The sequence below is a fragment of the Ruegeria sp. TASC047 genome, from assembly GCF_059612445.1.
The window spans coordinates 39,991-56,612 of sequence record NZ_JBXWQP010000050.1 but is presented as its reverse complement, the minus strand read 5'-3'; the positions used below and the strand labels follow the sequence as shown (position 1 = coordinate 56,612).

Genomic DNA, 16,622 nt, shown 5'->3' with positions numbered 1-16,622 from the left:
CCGCCCCCAAAAGGGGCGGCAGGTTACCAAGCAAAGGGACGCTTAGGTTATTGTGCGGCCATTGGCATCCGCGCGATCTGACAGCGCTGCCACAGCGCCGACAAGGCGCCCACCAGATGATCGATGTCCTCATCCGTATGAACGGGTGACGGCGTGATCCGCAGGCGCTCGGTTCCTTTTGGAACTGTGGGATAGTTGATCGGCTGAATGTAGATGCCAAACTCCTCAAGCAGGGTGTCCGAAATGAATTTACACTTCACAGGGTCGCCAACCATTACCGGGATGATATGGCTGGGGTTGGGCAAATGCGGAATGCCCTCGGCATCCAATCGGGCGCGTACCTGCGCCACGCGAGTCTTTTGCAAGTCACGCTCTGCACTTGAATGCTTCAAATGCCGGATCGATGCGGCAGCGCCGGCTGCAATCGATGGGGGTAGGGCAGTCGTGAAGATGAAGCCACTGGCAAAGCTGCGGACAAAATCACACAGCGCGGCTGAGGCCGCGATATACCCACCAACCACGCCGAACGCTTTGCCCAATGTACCTTCGATGACCGTCAGGCGATCCATCAATCCATCGCGTTCAGCAATCCCGCCACCGCGCGGACCGTAAAGGCCGACGGCATGAACCTCGTCCAGATAGGTCATCGCGCCGTATTTGTCAGCCAGATCGCAGATTTCCTTGATGGGAGCGATATCGCCATCCATGGAGTAAACCGATTCAAATGCGATCATCTTGGGTGCGTCGGGATCCGCTGCGGCCAATTTGGCGTCCAAATCCACCAAGTCGTTATGTTTCCAAATCACCTTCTGGGCACGCGAATGCCGGATACCTTCGATCATCGAGGCGTGGTTGAGCGCGTCAGAAAACACGATCAGCCCGGGAATTCGCGCGGCCAATGTCCCCAAAGCAGCCCAGTTCGACACATATCCCGAGGTGAACAGCAACGCGGCTTCTTTCCCATGTAGATCGGCCAGCTCAGCCTCAAGCAGAACGTGATCATGCGTGGTGCCCGAGATATTGCGCGTACCGCCAGCGCCTGCTCCGCAGCGATCCAGTGCGTCGTGCATGGCAGAGATCACCGAAGGGTGCTGACCCATGCCCAGATAGTCATTTGAGCACCAGATCCGCACATCCCGCTGAACCGGCCCGTCGGTTTGACGCGCGTTCGGAAACGCGCCACGACGGCGTTGCAGGTCGATGAATATCCGGTAGTTGCCTTCGTCTTTCAAAGTGTCGAGGCTCTGGCTGAAAAATTGCTCGAAGTCCATCTGGCGTGCTCCCCGGATAACTGAAATTTCGTTGAACCTATGCCAGTGGCGCCCGCCCTTACATGACAATAGTCAAGTTGGAGACTGAGAAAAGGGTGGCACCCCCGCGCTGGCTTTGGCATAGCATATCTCGGGGTTGATCATCCGGGGGTGTTCCCGGAGCGGACGAATAAGGGGCTGCCTTCTTGTCACACGAGGCACAAAAGATAATTGCGCGGCAGTCACTGCTCTTGCGAAGCCTGCCAGAGCAACATGTCGATACTCTGCTGCGTCAGGCCGTCTGGCGGCAATACGACCGGGGCGAGACGATCTTTCTGCAAGAGGAAGAGGCCAAGGCCGTACATGTTGTACTGGCTGGTTGGGTCAAGCTGTTTCGCATTTCCCCGACCGGTGCCGAAGCCGTGGTGAGCGTTTTCACGCGCGGTGAAAGCTTTGGCGAAGCCGTTGCGCTGCGCAATGTGCGCTATCCCGTTTCGGCCGAGGCGGTATCTCCCTGCGAGATCATGCACATCCCAAGTCCAGTGCTGCTTTCGCTGATGAAGCAAGACCCGGAAATCTGCGTATCGATCCTGGCGGCCACATTCACGCATTTGCATTCCCTGGTGGCGCAACTCGAACAGCTCAAAGCCCAGACGGGCGCGCAGCGTGTCGCGGAATTCCTGCTGAACCTGTGTGATTGCGATGCCGGCCAGTGCGAAGTTGAACTGCCGTATGACAAGATGCTGATCGCCGGGCGTCTGGGGATGAAACCCGAAAGCCTGAGCCGCGCTTTTTCGAGGTTGAAACCAGTCGGGGTTAAGATCAACCGAAACCACGCGGAAATTGCAGATATGGATGTATTGCGGAATTACGCGGAAAGCGACCCGAGTGAGAAATAGAGCCGCGTGGCCGTTGCTCTGTGCAGTAAACTGGCCATTCCCGGTCTGCGATCTTTCCGGCAATCACTATCCTTCCTATTCTTGCTGGATATGCCCTATCGGGCGCGATCCTGAGTGGGTGAGTTGATGGAACACAGACATGACGATTGAACAGCTACTGGCCGGTTTTCCCCGCGCGAGACTGGTGACAGCCGCTACGCCGGTCGAACGGCTCGATCGTCTGTCCGACCAACTTGGTCTGAATCTGTGGATCAAACGGGATGATCTGACAGGGTTGAGCTTTGGCGGCAACAAGACCCGACAGCTTGAATTCTATATGGGCGAGGCACAAAAACAGGGGGCAGATACCATTCTGATCACCGGCGCTGTGCAATCCAATTTCGTGCGCACGGCTGCCATGGCTGCATCGAAGCTTGGGATGGAGGCCGTGCTTCAATTGGAAGAGCGTGTGCCGGATATGGGAGAACATTATTATTCCTCGGGAAATGTACTTCTGGCCCGGCTTCTGGGTGCCGAGCACATGCACTACGATACCGGAGAAGACGAGGCCGGCGCCGACAATGCCCTTCACGCGCGGGCAGATCAGCTGATCGCTGAGGGCCGAAACCCATATGTAATTCACTTGGGCATCGATCATCCGCCCTTGGGGGCGTTAGGTTATGTGGCCGGGGCTGCCGAACTACTGGATCAGATCGCCGATTTCGACGTGGCGGTGGTGCCATCCGGCAGCGGTTCGACCCACGGCGGGTTTTTGGCCGGGCTGCGGCTGGCTGGCAACACGGCACCTGTTTATGGCATCTGCGTTCGCCGCGACCGCCACCAGCAACATGCGCGGTTGCAAAAGGTATTGGAACGGTTGGCGGGTATGATGAAGTTTGACCCGGCTCTGGTCATGAATGACATCCTCACATGGGACGGCACATTGCCCCCTGGATACGGGCGGATAGGTCCGTCCACACGGAGGGCGCTTGAACAGATGGCGCGTGCCGAGGGTGTTTTTCTTGATCCGGTCTACTCGGCCAAAACCTTTGCAGGTTTGTTGGAATTACTTGAAAACGGCACAATTCAACAGGGCCAGAAAGTTGTGCTGTTGCATACGGGTGGGCAACCGGCGCTGTTCGCATATCAGGAAGAGCTGTTCCCGGCCTGAGAGCCATCCGAGAAGCCACTATAGCGGAAGTCGCGCTTGGCCAGCCAACCCGTCGTTTCGAAGCACGCGACGCGGTTTCACGTGACCTATGTCAATGACAGCACCGCGGATGTCGTGTCGGTTGAGCGAGCCTAGCCCACCTTAGAATAGGTGGAAGACATGTTCGCAGAGTTGGAGGCTGGATATGGCTGATGGATGCGGCTGTGATCGACACGCGCATATGTATCTGAGCGTGGATGAGGCCCTGCGCCGGGGCCTGTCCGCTGCTGATCCGATCACAGAAGCGGAAACGCTGCCTTTGGCCGCTGCAATTGGGCGAATTCTGGCCCGCGACTGTTTCAGTAAAGTCGATATGCCCGCTTTCGACAATTCGGCAATGGATGGCTATGCGGTTCGAACAGCCGATCTTGGCGATACCGACCTGTTCCAGATGCCGGTGGCGGGTCGCATCGCGGCGGGGGACAGCGGATCTCATGCTGCACCTGCGGGCAGAGCGCTGAGGATTTTTACCGGAGCGCCCGTTCCCTCTGATTACGACGCCATCGTCATGCAGGAAGATTGTGATGTTGTAGAGGGGCAAATTCGCTTCAGCCGCCGTCCAAAGCCTGGGCAACATATCCGGCGTGCCGGTGAAGACCTTCATGCCGGAGCGCCGATCCTGCGGCGCGGCTGCGAGATTGGCCCGCGTGAGGTGGCAGCCCTTGCATCCGCCGGGTATGGCGAGGTCGTGGTCCTCCGCAAGCTGAAGGTTTCGATCTTTTCAACCGGCAGTGAGTTGCGCCAACCGGGTGAGCCCCTTGGGCCGGGGCAGATCTATAACTCGAACCGTTACATGCTGCTTGCGCTGTTGCAGAAACCCTGGATTGAACTCACGGACCGGGGGCAGGTTGAAGATGACCCCAAGCTTTTGAAACAGGTCTTGCTGGACGCGACTGAAACCTCTGACCTGATTATCACAACCGGTGGTGTTTCTGTCGGCGATGAAGATCATATGCCGCGTCTGTTCACCGAGATCGGTGGCGTGACGGATGTGGTGAAAGTCGCAATGAAACCGGGCAAGCCTATCATGTTCGGTCGACGTGGCCGTGCGCTTTACATTGGCCTGCCGGGCAACCCGGTTTCTGCTTTTGTGACCTGGCAAATTATCGGATCGCAGATGATGGCGCGCCGCGCCGGTCTGCACCACACACCGCACGCAGCCGTACAAGCAGTTCTGTCGGAACCTTTGTACCGCACCGCGGGCCGACAGGAATACCGCCCGGTTCAGATTGACGGTTACACACCGGACGGACGGCCCCGATTGCGTCTGATGGAGCCGTCCTACAGTGGTCGTGTTGCTTTGCTTGCGCATGCGGATGGATTGGCGATCATCCCGGCAGAAGTGACGGAATATCCCGAAGGGCAACGCCTTGAGCTATTGCGGTTTTAAGCCCTAAGCGCTTTTCCTGCGGCATCAAAGGGCGGTTCATGCAGGATTGTGGCCCTGTGTGGGCGCCCCAGAACCATAACCTCGACCTCATCACCTGGCTGGGCATTTTTCACATATCCCAAGGCCAACGACATTCCGACGGTGTAGCCATAGGTGCCCGAGGTCACCCGGCCGATCCCTTCACCGTTCTTGAAGATCGGCTCGCCACCGGTCGCGTCGGCGTTAGATGCTGTCACATCCGCTTCGTTCAGGTGCAGGATCACCAGGTGTTCCCGAGCCGGGTTCTGCAATACTTTCTGCGCAGCTGCCTTGTTGAGGAAGTCCTTTTCGAATTTGCAGAGGCGATCAAGATCCACTTCATGCGGCCAGTATTCCGGGCTGTATTCGCGGCTCCAAGACCCATATCCCTTTTCGACCCGCATAGACATTAGTGCCCGGCTGCCAACAGGGCCAGCCCCGAACTCTTTGCCTGCCTCAAGCAAGGCATTGTACAGCCGGGCCTGATCTTGGGTGTCGCAATGCAGCTCCCACCCCAGATCGCCAGTAAAGGAGACGCGCAGGGCAAGGACCTGGACTCCCGCCAGCTCGATCTTGGCGGACCGCATGAACGGGAAATCTTCGGTTGCCAGCGATGTGTTGGTCAGACGTTGCAGGATGTCACGGGATTTGGACCCGGCCACGTTAAAGCCGCACATCGCTTCGGTTTTGCTTTCGAAAGTGGTGCCCTCAGGCAGCGGAACCTGTTTGAAAAAGCGTTTGTGATACCGTTCTGCCATGCCCGAGCCGATCACCCAGAACTCGTCATCAGCCACGCGGGTGACGGTAAAGTCGCCTGCAATACCGCCGCGCTTTGAAATCAGTGGGGTCAGACAGGACCGACCAACGGTTTTGGGCATGGTGTTGGCAAAGACGGCGTTCAGCCAGTCTGCCGCACCCGGACCCTTGCAGACATATTTGGCGAAATTCGAGATATCGATGATCCCGGCACGGTCGCGCAACATCCTGCATTCCTCGCCCACCGGTCCCCACCAGTTCTGACGGGTAAAGCCATTGGTGTCTTTGGTGCCGGGCGTTGCGGCAAACCACAGTGGATGTTCCCAACCGGCGTTCAGGCCAAAAACCGCGCCCATGGCTTTCTGCGCCTCATAGATCGGGCGAACCCGTGCCGGACGACCGGCGCTGCGTTCTTCATTGGGGAAATGGATCGCGAACCGATGACTGTACTGATCTGCCACGCGCGCTTTGGTGAATGCCTTGGTGGCCCAGCTGTCAAAACGCGCCAGATCCCAGGCGAACATGTCGTATTCCGTTTCACCCTCGATGATCCATTGCGCTGCCATCAGGCCCATGCCACCCGATTGCGAGAAGCCGGGGATGATACCATTGCAGCAGAAATAGCCGTCGACCTCGGGCACCGGCCCCATCAGAACGTTCGAATCCGGTGACCAGATCATTGGGCCGTTGATGACACGCTTGATCCCGGCTTCACCAACCGCGGGCAGGCGTTCGATGGCGTTCATCATGTTCTCTTCGATCCGTTCCAGATCATCAGGGAACAGGTCGTGGGCAAAATCCAGCGGCGTGCCTTCTTCGGCCCAGAACCTCATGTCTTTCTCATAAGCGCCGACCAGCAAGCCGTTGCCTTCCTGACGCAAGTAGTATTCGCCATCCCGGTCTGACACAGATGGCAGGCGGGTGCCGTGGCTTTTCACATCCGCCATGGATTCGGTTACGAAATACTGGTGCTCTGTAGGTTGCAGCGGCAGTTCGATTCCAGCCAGTGCAGCAACCTCGCGCCCCCACAGGCCCGCTGCGTTCACCACCCAGCGTGTCCTGATGTCACCTTTTGGCGTTCTGACGATCCAACTACCATCCTCCTGCTGCTCGGTTGCGGTGACCGGAGTGAAACGGTGAATTTGCGCCCCGCGTTGACGTGCGCCGACCGCATAGGCATTGGTCACGCCCGACGGGTCCACATTGCCGCCATCGGGTTCGAACATCACGCAACGGATACCGTCGTAATTGACCAGCGGGTTCAGCTTCTGGGCTTCCTCGATGCTGATCTCATAGAAATTCATGCCATACAGCCTGGCCTTTGCGGCCTGTAGCTTCAGCTGATGTTCGCGCTCTTCTGTCTGGGCCAAGTATAACGAGCCGGGCTGGAATACTCCGCAGCTTTGACCGGTTTCAGCTTCCAGCGCTTTATACAGGCTCATCGTGTAATGCTGGATGCGGCTGATATTGGTACTGTCGTGCAATCCGTGAATGTTGGCGGCTGCGTGCCAGGTTGACCCCGAGGTCAGCTCGTCCCGCTCTAACAGAACAACATCCGACCATCCCAGTTTGGTCAAATGATACAGGATCGAGCACCCGATCACTCCTCCGCCGATGACCACGGCCTGAGCTTCGTTTCGCATTTTGGCTATCTCGCGCGTTTTCGTTCGCGCCTGTTCTTTCATGAAGACTGGCCCATCGACAATGTCGACAAAATTCGAGATCGAATGAAGTCAGCTAAACTCAAACTTTGAAAATTGCCTAGCGGCGCGATACGCTTAAGCAAACGAATTCGTCAGAACGTCAATCGGTGTGCACGGCCACGTTCAAACAACTTCAGGTTCAACTCATCTGCTTCCGGCGCGCCATATTCCAACGCAAACACAAATGCGTGGGTCAGATAGAAACACGCGGCTTCATGATGCTGGCGCTCTTCGGCGAGAATCGCCGCTTGGTGATACAGCCGGATCAATGCGGGTACATCTTTTTCCGCATGGGCCCGCAAGAGTTGTTTATCGAGTTCGTTCAGATCCACTGTGACCCTTTCAGCGAATTCACCGGCTATTCACTAGGAGGCAAAAGACTGTAACGCCGTCCCGTCTGCTGTTGTTACAGCCGATCCGCGATCTGGTCAGAAGGGCCTGACCAGATCAACATTTTCAGGATTGCTTACACTTCAGCGCGGGCTTTTTCGATTTGCGTGGCCACCCAATGATGAAAACAATGGGTCGGGCCGTCCATCGCGGGCGAGAAACGGCCGCCATCGAATTTCACGCCGTGACGGCCTTTCTGCATGCCTTCAACCACAAAGACGTCTTCCTCGAACACCGTTTTCCACAGTTGCGCATTCTTGGCACGCAGCGCTTCGTGTTCGGGCGCGTCTTCGGGTTTTTTGGCGTAGTAGAGCTCAATCCGTTCGTTCGAACGCTCATGCGTGATCGGATCGATGAGGAAGGCAAAGCCGTGGTCACGCTGAACACCCAGCAGGGTATTCGGGTAAACGACGATATATTCCGCGCCGTCATTCCACTGCTCACTCAGATTCTCGAAATCATCCAGCTTTTCGCCATCGTGACCCTCGAACTGGCGGTAAACATAGGTGCCCTGACCCGAATATTTGCCCAATTCGTTGATGTTGTAGTGGTCTTCCAGACGCGAGTAGCTGTTCAGGCCGGGATGAACCCAAGGCAGGTGATAGCTTTCGCAGTAGTTCTCAACAGCCAGTTTCCAGTTCGAGTTCAACTCAAGGTAAACCGATGCGCCAGCGCCACCGTGATACATCGGTTGATCGAATTCTTTCCAGCGTTCCATCAACTCGCCATGGACATCTTCGAATTCCGGCGCGTCGCCGCTGACATTGACAAAGACAACATCCCGCCAGACATACGAGCGGATGCGGATAAGGCCCAACTCGGCGAAGTCCAGATCCTCATGGGTGTTCTGCCCGGGGCCACCGACATGAGGGGCAGTCCGCAATTCACCATTCAGGCCGTAGCACCAGCTGTGATAGGGGCAGCGGATCGCGCCGCGGATTTTTTGCGGCTTGTCGACCAAAATCATGCCGCGATGGCGGCAGGTGTTCTGGAACACGCCGATCTGACCGTCGCGATCACGAACCATCAACAGCGGCACACCGAGGAAATTGATCGGATACGCATCTCCCGCCTCGGGAATGTCTTTGCCAAAGCCGATGCCGGACCAGTTCGCAAACAAGACCGCATCCCGTTCTTCGGCAAAAACTGCGGGATCAATATAATGCTCGTTCGGCAGACCCTTTGCGGTGTTTACCGGTGTCAGAACAGACGAAAGCGGTGCGTGCTTGTTCATCGGCCACTCCTGAGTGATTTTGAATGAGTTTATCGCTGCATCCATTGGCGGCTGAGGCCGCCCACGTTCAATACTAAAAAACCTAATGGCAAATTGAGGCAGGCTAAACCGAACCTTCAGACAGTTCGTTGAGCAACCAATTCTTGAGAGCCAGCGCCCCTTCCGAGAGCTGATCGTCCGGGCGACCGACAAGATAGAAGTTGTCCGGGGCGGGCAGGCTGAATTCCTCCAACGCGACGAGTTTTCCCGAAGCCAGCATGGGCTGGACCAGACGTTTCCATCCCAGCGCAAGGCCCGCCCCTTTACGCGCCACCTGAAGGGCAAGCGCATAGCTGTTCACCCGCGATTCCACGGGAACAACTCCAGAAAACCCGAGGTCGTGGAACCAGGATGACCAGGTCGTCCAGGTGCTGTCCTGAGTTTCGAGATGGATCAGCCGCCGCTGCACGAGGTCTTCAAGGCTGGCCCCTTTAAGGTCCGCTGCCATCTGGGGGCTGCAAACGGGTGTCAGGATATCGCGATACAGTTTCGTGTGCGTGAGTTGCGCGTTCGCGTCCCGGCCATAGCGGATGAACAGGTCGATATCCGGCCGGTCCGTGAACGCCTTGTCCTGCGCCATCTGGTTCACTTTCACGTGCGGATAATCCTGCCAGAACCGGATGACAGACGGCGACAGCCAAAGTGCGGCGACTGCAGTGGTTGATCCAACGGTTACGTGGTTCTCGGAATCATTGCTGCGAATCTTTTCAAGTACCTTTGAAATCTGCCGGAACGAAACGCCGAGTGCCTCAAACAGGTCTTGCCCATCCTCGGTCAGCTCCACGCCGCGGTGTTTTCGGACAAAAAGTGCCGCGCCCAGCTCGCTTTCCAGCGCCTTTATCTGATGACTGACGGCACCCGGCGTCACGGAAAGCTCGCTTGCGGCTTCCTTGAAACTGAGATGCCGAGCGGCGGCTTCAAAGGCCGATAGTGTCGTAAGTGGAGGAAGGTTGTAGTGGCGTCGAGACATGGAGGTTTGTTGGCTTTTGAACTCTGGTTGAGCTCAATTCACCCGAATGTTAGAAATTTTGCAATTGAAATCTATCTTTTTTCCTGTTGTTTGCTGAACGACGCAGAATGTACGCCACGTGAGACCGAACAGGACAAGTGATGGATACTCAAGTTGCCCGCCTTGTGCGAAAAACATCGCTCAGCCCCGACACCTCTGATTTCTGCTTCGAGATCGAAAGCGGGCGCTTCACCAGCCTTGAGCCCGGGGCGCATGTGGACATCCATCTTGAAGACGGTCTGATACGGCAATACTCGCTGTGGAGCTGGAGCCAGGATGGACGCCTGATCAACGTGGCAGTCAAACGCGAAGACGAAGGGCGAGGCGGGTCACTGGCGATGCATGACCTGCAAGAGGGCGTGACCGTGGAAATCGGCGGTCCCCGCAACCATTTCAAACTCGAAAGCCATGATCGGCACGTCACTTTGATCGCTGGCGGTATCGGGGCCACACCATTGGTTGCAATGGCACGTGAGCTGCTGAACCGAGGGCAGGATTTTCGTGTCTACTATCTTGTTCGATCGAAAGAATACGCGGCGATGGATGCGCAATTCCGGGCGCTTGGACTGGATGAATGGTATCATTTGCATTGTGATAACACAGACGGGCTATTCGATCTGAGATCGGTCATGCAATCGATGCCGATGGGCGCAGACGTTTATACCTGCGGCCCGGAACCGATGTTGAATGCGGTACTGGAAGCTGGTGCCTTGCTGCGTGGCGGCGCGATACACTTTGAACGGTTCGCCGCCGCGTCGGACATTGAACATGCCCCGAACGCCGATTTCCAGATCGAGATCCAGTCGACCGGCGCGGTCTATCCCGTTGGCAAGGACCAATCTATTCTGGAGGTTTTGCAGGCCAATGGTGTGCAGGTTGATTTCGGCTGCTCCGAAGGGCTTTGCGGAACCTGTATCGTTGATGTCGTTTCCGGCGAAGTTGATCATCGCGACGGTATACTTACTCCGCAAGAGCAGGAAACGCATGAGTTCCTGTGCACATGCGTTTCGCGGGCCAAGTCGTATAAATTGGTATTGAAACTGTAGAAGGAACCACAATCACGCCCTTTACTTGTTCTCGCTAACACATGTTTCGAGTAACCGAGAGCGTCGTTTCGAGTAGCATAAGGGTCGGATTCTTGGGTGAGCTGCCCTAACCTCTGTCATAGGTTTTCCCGAATTGAAGGGCGCAACCACTTCTTGCGAAGCTGCTACCAGGTTCAACGGCAGACAGACTTGCCACAACGAACCAACAGCTTTTGCAAGCGAACACAATCTGGGAGGAAAAGAGCGGTGGGCGATCCCACATGGTGTGTGGTCTTCCCCGTAAGTCTCAGCTGAGTTGCAGTCAACTCGCTGATCGTTTGGTGCATTGGCATGTTTGTTTACGCCGTCCCGCGCGGTGCACCCCAAGCAGAAATCAAAAGAACAAGAAACGGCGAACACACGGAGGAAAACGCAATATGTCGATACCCGATCCATTCACGGACGTTGAGATAAAGACGGCGGATGCCGGTTTTTATGAAAACTACAGCGTACCAATTGCCCTGATCAGCAAGGCCATCATGGTCGCGCTGGTTTTGTGGGCACTAGTATTCCCTGCAAATGCAAACGGCACGCTTGGCAGCCTGAACGGGCGGCTGCTTGAGCTTTTCAACAGCTTCTACATTGTCATTGTCGGGTTGTTCCTCGTTTTTCTGGCCGTTGTCGCCGCTATTCCGTCCACGGGTCGCCGTGTGATGGGAACACCCGGTGAAAAGCCCGAGTTTTCGAACTTCTCATGGTTCTCCATGATGTTCGGCGCTGGCCTGGGTGTTGGTCTGATGGTTTTTGCTACCGCAGAACCGTTGGGGCTGTGGGGTTCGAACCCCGAAGTCGTATCCGAGGCGGTCGTTGGAAATACACCCGAAGCACTGCAGTCGGCTTACCGCTATACCTTCTTGCACTACGGGTTTCACGCTTGGGCCATCTATGTGGTGACCGGTTTGTCGCTGGCATATTACGCTTATACCCGCGACATGCCTCTCACCATCCGCTCGGCACTGACGCCCCTGTTCGGCCGCTTCGTCAATGGTTTCTTCGGCCATGTGGTTGACGTACTTGGCGTTGTTGCAACGATCCTCGGTGTTTCCGTCACCATCGGCTATGGTGTCAGCCAGTTCATCGACGGGCTTTATGCCATCACCGGTATGGAGTGGGTCATGGATCTGGGTGGTGAAGTTCCAACCCCCAGCAAAGTGGGTCTGATCACCGGTCTGGTCGTCATCATGTGCCTGTCGATTATTTCGGCCGTATCAGGCGTTGGTCGTGGCGTTAAATACCTGTCGAACCTGAACCTCGTATTGTCGATCATCCTGTTGGGCACGTTTGTTGTTTTCGGCTCGTTCGTCTTTGCCATGACCACTTATGGCACTGCAATGGTCGACTATATCCTGCATATCCTGTCGCTCAGCTTTAACGCCTATGGCCCGCTGTCAGTTGAAGCCTTCGCTGCGGCTTTGCCTGCCGAAGCACAAGCCCATGCCAATGATCTGATGGGCGGAGCTACCAATGCGTGGGGCAGCTTTGACGGTTTCAAGAGTGGCCTGGAAGGGGCAGCAGCAGAGTTGGATGAAGCAACCCTGGCAGCCGTTTATGCGGCGGGTGAGCAGGGGCGTCAGTTCGGCTGGCAATCGGGTTGGACCACGTTCTACTGGGCCTGGTGGATCGCGTTCTCGCCCTTCGTGGGCCTGTTCCTCGCGCGTATTTCGAAAGGGCGCTCTGTCCGCGAGTTCATCGTAGGCTGTGTGTTCGCCCCGGCTTTGGTGTGCTTTGCATGGATGACTGTTCTGGGTGGAACTGCGATTGATCTGGAACTGGCAGGCGCTGCAGAAGGTGCAATCATCGGCGCATCGAACACCAACAAGCTGTTCGTGACACTATCTTACATGATTGACGGTGGTCTGCTGTCAATGCTGAACGTGATGTGCGTGATCCTGATCATGACATTCCTCGTCACGTCGGCAGACTCGGGCATTCTCGTGATGAACACCATCATGTCGGGTGGCAGCCAGGAGACGGGCATCAAGCACCGCATCATCTGGGGTGTCATCCTGACAGCTGTGATCGGCGCGCTGATCCTCGCAGCCGGTGAAAACAACCCGATGGATGCGCTGCGAAACGCGATGATCATCGGTGCATTGCCCTTTACTGCTGTGATGGGTCTGATGTGTATTGCTCTGGCCAAAGCTTTGTTCCGCGACAGCCAGCGTGACAAACACGCCGCTACAGGTGCACAAGCCGCCGAATAAAGCGAAAGCTTAGCTTATGACTTGATCAGGCCGCCCGGAATTGGGTGGCCTGATTTCCTTTTGCGCAGACACTGGCCACGACCCTCAAACAACGGAGAAGTGCTGGCCAGCCCGACCTTGGTGAGACACCAAAACCATATCTCAACGAAAAAGCCCCGGTAAAAACCGGGGCTTTTGAGCATCTTGTCGTGAAATTCCTACATGCAGGCTTCCACGGCGCGTTTGGTCATGACCGACACAAGATGCGCCCGGTATTCCTTGCTGCCATGTAAATCAGCGATCATGTTGGCGGGGTTAATCCGAAGGTCCATCAAGGCGTCCGGGCGAAACTCCTTGTTCAGCGCCTGCTCGGCTTCGCTCCAACGGAAGACGCCATCCTCACTTGCGCCGGTCACCGCCACGCGCACGCCGTCCGTGAAACGGGCCAGATATACCCCAACAAGTGCAAACCGCGATGCTGGTTGCAGGAATTTTTGATAGCTTGCCGCCTGCGGAACCGGAAAGCGGATCGAGGTGATGATCTCTCCTTCATCCAGGGCTGTGGTGAACATGCCCTGAAAAAAGTCATCTGCCGCAATTTGACGCGCGTTGGTCACCACGGTTGCGCCCGATCCCAGCACACCCGCCGGATAGCAGGCAGCCGGGTCATTGTTCGCAACCGAACCACCGATGGTTCCACGATTGCGCACTGCCGGGTCGCCAATTTGTCCAGCCAATGCCGCCAGCGCGGGATAAGATCCTGCAGCGTCGCGAACAACGACAGCGTGAGGTGTTGCACCCCCAACAGAGACCGAGCCGTCATCATCAACGCAGACGCCTTGCATCTCGGCAATGCCGCTCATCGACACCAGTTTGGACGGAGCCGCCAATCGCTGTTTCAATGTCGGGATCAGGGTTTGCCCGCCTCCCAACGCCTGCGCATCCTCTGCTGCCAATGCTGCAACCGCGTCAGCAATGGTCGAGGGCTTCTCAAACTCGAAATTGTACATTTCGTTCTTCCTTTCCGAAAGGCGCTGATCCGCCCTTCATCTGGCTATAAATATCCCGGGGAGCACGAGGGGCTGGCCCCTCGCACCCCAACCTCTCAACCATGCATCGCCGTCCAAACGCGTGACGGGCTCATCGGCATGTCGATATGATCAACAGCCCTTCCACCCGAGTTCAACGCATCCAGCACCGCGTTGACCACCGCTGGCGGTGAGCCGATCGCTCCGGCCTCGCCGCAACCCTTCACGCCCAGCGGATTGTGCGTACAGGGCGTCTGGCTGGAATGATCCACGCCGTAGAACGGGACATCATCGGCGCGTGGCATCGCGTAATCCATGTAGGACGCGCTCAGCAATTGGCCGTTCTCATCATAGGCACAGTTCTCCAGCAAGGCCTGACCGATGCCCTGGCCGATACCGCCATGCACTTGTCCGTCAACGATCATTGGATTGACGATATTGCCAAAGTCATCTGCAGCCGTGAACTTCTCGATACTGACCTGACCTGTGTCTGGATCAACCTCGACCTCACAGGCATAAGCCCCTGCCGGGAAAGTAAAGTTGGCCGGGTCATAGAACGCGGTTTCCTCCAGTCCTGGTTCAACTTCCAGCGGATAGTTGTGCGGGACATAAGCCGTGAGGGTCACATCCCCCCAAGCTACAGACTTGTCGGTCCCCGCAACGCTGAACTGACCGTCCTTAAGTTCGATATCCGCCTCGGACGCTTCCAGCAAATGGGCTGCGATCTTTTTGGCCTTGTCGATCACCTTTTCGGTGGCCTTGACCATAGCCGAGCCGCAAACCGCCAGCGAGCGTGAGCCATAGGTGCCCATGCCAAACGGGATCTTTGAGGTATCCCCGTGCACAATCTCGACCATCGACTCATCGATACCGATCATGTCGGCCACGACCTGCGGGAAGGCTGTTTCATGGCCCTGCCCGTGGCTGTGTGCGCCAACCATCACACTGATCGAACCGGTGGCGTTCACCCGAACAGTTGCCGCATCATAAAGACCCGCCCGGGCCCCCAACATGCCAACGATATTCGAAGGCGCGATGCCGCAGGCCTCGATATAGCAGTTGACACCCAAGCCCCGCAGCTTGCCGTTGGCCTCGCTTTTTGCACGACGTGCGGCAAAGCCTGCCAGATCGGCAGCCGCCTCAAGCTTGTCCATTGTCCCGTTATAATCCCCGGTGTCGTAAGTCAGCGCCACCGGCGTGTCATAGGGGAACTGCGTGACAAAGTTCTGGCGACGCAGGGCGATCGGATCGACACCCAACTCGCGCGCGGCCTTGTCTATGACGCGCTCCAGCTGGAAGGTTGCTTCGGGTCGACCAGCACCGCGATAGGCATCCACGGGCACCGTATTCGTGAACATCGCCTTCACATTCACCTGAATGACCGGGGTCTTATAGTTGCCAGCCATCAGCGTCCCGTGCAGCCATGTCGGAACCGAGCTGGAGAAAGTCGACAGATAAGCGCCCAGATTGGCATAGGTGTTGGTCCGCAGGCCGATGAAGTTGTTATCAGCATCCAGGGCCAGCTCAATCGTGCTGACATGGTCACGACCCTGCGCATCCGACATGAACGCCTCGGACCGGCTGGCGGTCCACTTGACGGGGCGGTCGCAGGCCTTGGCGGCAAAGGTGCAGAACGCTTCTTCTGCGTAATGGAAAATCTTGGTGCCAAAACCACCGCCCACATCCGGGGCTACGACGCGGACTTTATGTTCCGGCAGACCCAGAACGAACGCGCACATCAACAAGCGGATGACATGCGGGTTCTGCGACGTGGTGTAGAGCGTATATTCATCCGTGCCCCGGCTGTACTCGGCCACAGCCACGCGCGGCTCCATCGGGTTGGCGACCAGCCGGTTGTTCACCAGATCCAAAGTGGTGACATGCGCCGCATTGGCAAAGACGTCGTTCACCTTGGCGTCGTCGGCCTCACCCAGCTGCCAGTCATAGCAGATGTTGTTTTTAAGATCGTCATGAACCAGCGTCGCGCCCTCCTGCGCGGCGGATTTCATGTCGATCACGGCGGGCAGTTCCTCGATATCCAGATCAATAGCCTCGGCCGCGTCACGGGCCTGTTCCAGGCTGTCAGCCACCACGGCAGCGATCGGATCACCCACGTGGCGCACCTTGCCCTGTGCCAGAATTGGGTGTGGTGGTTCCTGCATCGGCGCGCCGTGCTTGTCGGTCACTTCCCAGCCACAGGGCATTCCGCCCACGCCTTCAAAGTCTTTGCCGGTGAATACTCTGACCACACCGGGCATACCTTCAGCGGTTGATGTATCTACAGAATTGATCCGACCATGCGCGATGTCGGACCGCAGGAAATATACGTAAGCCTGACCACGTACGTTGATGTCGTCGGTATAGTTGCCTGCTCCGGTCAGAAAGCGGACGTCCTCGCGCCGCTTGGAACTGGCTCCGATGCCACTGTCTTTGGGCATTGCTTGTTCTC

The 16,622-nt window shown here is 56.9% G+C and carries 12 protein-coding genes; 5 read left to right on the top strand and 7 right to left on the bottom strand.

Annotated features, from left to right (window positions below; translation table 11 throughout):
- Nucleotides 1-47 precede the first annotated feature (47 nt).
- Nucleotides 48-1,271, bottom strand: a complete 1,224-nt coding sequence (gene hemA, locus AC2FLO_RS17890; protein ID WP_496754090.1) for a 5-aminolevulinate synthase — start codon at nucleotides 1,269-1,271, stop codon at nucleotides 48-50.
- Between the two features lie 185 nt (nucleotides 1,272-1,456).
- Here hemA and AC2FLO_RS17885 point away from each other — a divergent pair, with 185 nt between their 5' ends.
- From AC2FLO_RS17885 to AC2FLO_RS17875, 3 genes are all read left to right on the top strand, one after another.
- The gene (locus AC2FLO_RS17885; protein WP_267365173.1) at nucleotides 1,457-2,149 is read left to right on the top strand and encodes a Crp/Fnr family transcriptional regulator; all 693 of its coding nucleotides are present in this window, start codon (nucleotides 1,457-1,459) and stop codon (nucleotides 2,147-2,149) included.
- 139 nt (nucleotides 2,150-2,288) lie between these two features.
- Nucleotides 2,289-3,299: a D-cysteine desulfhydrase family protein gene (locus AC2FLO_RS17880; protein WP_496754092.1), complete on the top strand. Its 1,011-nt coding sequence runs from the start codon at nucleotides 2,289-2,291 to the stop codon at nucleotides 3,297-3,299.
- 184 nt (nucleotides 3,300-3,483) lie between these two features.
- Nucleotides 3,484-4,728, top strand: a complete 1,245-nt coding sequence (locus AC2FLO_RS17875) for a molybdopterin molybdotransferase MoeA (protein ID WP_496754094.1) — start codon at nucleotides 3,484-3,486, stop codon at nucleotides 4,726-4,728.
- Here the strand turns inward: AC2FLO_RS17875 and AC2FLO_RS17870 are convergent.
- The 4 genes from AC2FLO_RS17870 to AC2FLO_RS17855 all read right to left on the bottom strand — a co-directional run bounded on the left by AC2FLO_RS17870 (nucleotide 4,725) and on the right by AC2FLO_RS17855 (nucleotide 9,838).
- Nucleotides 4,725-7,145, bottom strand: coding sequence for a GcvT family protein (locus tag AC2FLO_RS17870; RefSeq protein ID WP_480588455.1), 2,421 nt, complete (start codon nucleotides 7,143-7,145; stop codon nucleotides 4,725-4,727). The genes AC2FLO_RS17875 and AC2FLO_RS17870 overlap by 4 nt on opposite strands.
- 152 nt (nucleotides 7,146-7,297) lie before the next feature.
- A complete protein-coding gene (locus AC2FLO_RS17865; RefSeq protein WP_496754096.1) occupies nucleotides 7,298-7,537 on the bottom strand; it encodes a hypothetical protein in 240 nt (79 codons plus the stop codon).
- 134 nt (nucleotides 7,538-7,671) lie between these two features.
- Nucleotides 7,672-8,829, bottom strand: coding sequence for an aromatic ring-hydroxylating oxygenase subunit alpha (locus AC2FLO_RS17860; protein ID WP_267367492.1), 1,158 nt, complete (start codon nucleotides 8,827-8,829; stop codon nucleotides 7,672-7,674).
- Between the two features lie 103 nt (nucleotides 8,830-8,932).
- A complete protein-coding gene (locus AC2FLO_RS17855; RefSeq protein WP_496754098.1) occupies nucleotides 8,933-9,838 on the bottom strand; it encodes a LysR substrate-binding domain-containing protein in 906 nt (301 codons plus the stop codon).
- A 140-nt stretch (nucleotides 9,839-9,978) separates the two neighbouring features.
- Between AC2FLO_RS17855 and AC2FLO_RS17850 the strand changes: the two genes are divergently transcribed.
- Together AC2FLO_RS17850 and AC2FLO_RS17845 are read left to right on the top strand one after the other, a co-directional pair.
- Entirely contained in the window at nucleotides 9,979-10,923 is a 945-nt protein-coding gene (locus tag AC2FLO_RS17850) for a PDR/VanB family oxidoreductase (RefSeq protein ID WP_496754099.1), read from the top strand.
- 416 nt (nucleotides 10,924-11,339) lie between these two features.
- Nucleotides 11,340-13,166, top strand: coding sequence for a BCCT family transporter (locus AC2FLO_RS17845; RefSeq protein WP_480616798.1), 1,827 nt, complete (start codon nucleotides 11,340-11,342; stop codon nucleotides 13,164-13,166).
- A 197-nt stretch (nucleotides 13,167-13,363) separates the two neighbouring features.
- Here AC2FLO_RS17845 and AC2FLO_RS17840 read toward each other — a convergent pair whose 3' ends face one another.
- Nucleotides 13,364-14,155 (bottom strand): FAD binding domain-containing protein, encoded by a 792-nt coding sequence (locus tag AC2FLO_RS17840; RefSeq protein WP_496754101.1) that lies wholly within the window; start codon nucleotides 14,153-14,155, stop codon nucleotides 13,364-13,366.
- 95 nt (nucleotides 14,156-14,250) lie between these two features.
- On the bottom strand, nucleotides 14,251-16,611 hold the full coding sequence (locus AC2FLO_RS17835) for a xanthine dehydrogenase family protein molybdopterin-binding subunit (RefSeq protein ID WP_496754103.1): 2,361 nt from the start codon (nucleotides 16,609-16,611) through the stop codon (nucleotides 14,251-14,253).
- Nucleotides 16,612-16,622 lie beyond the last annotated feature (11 nt).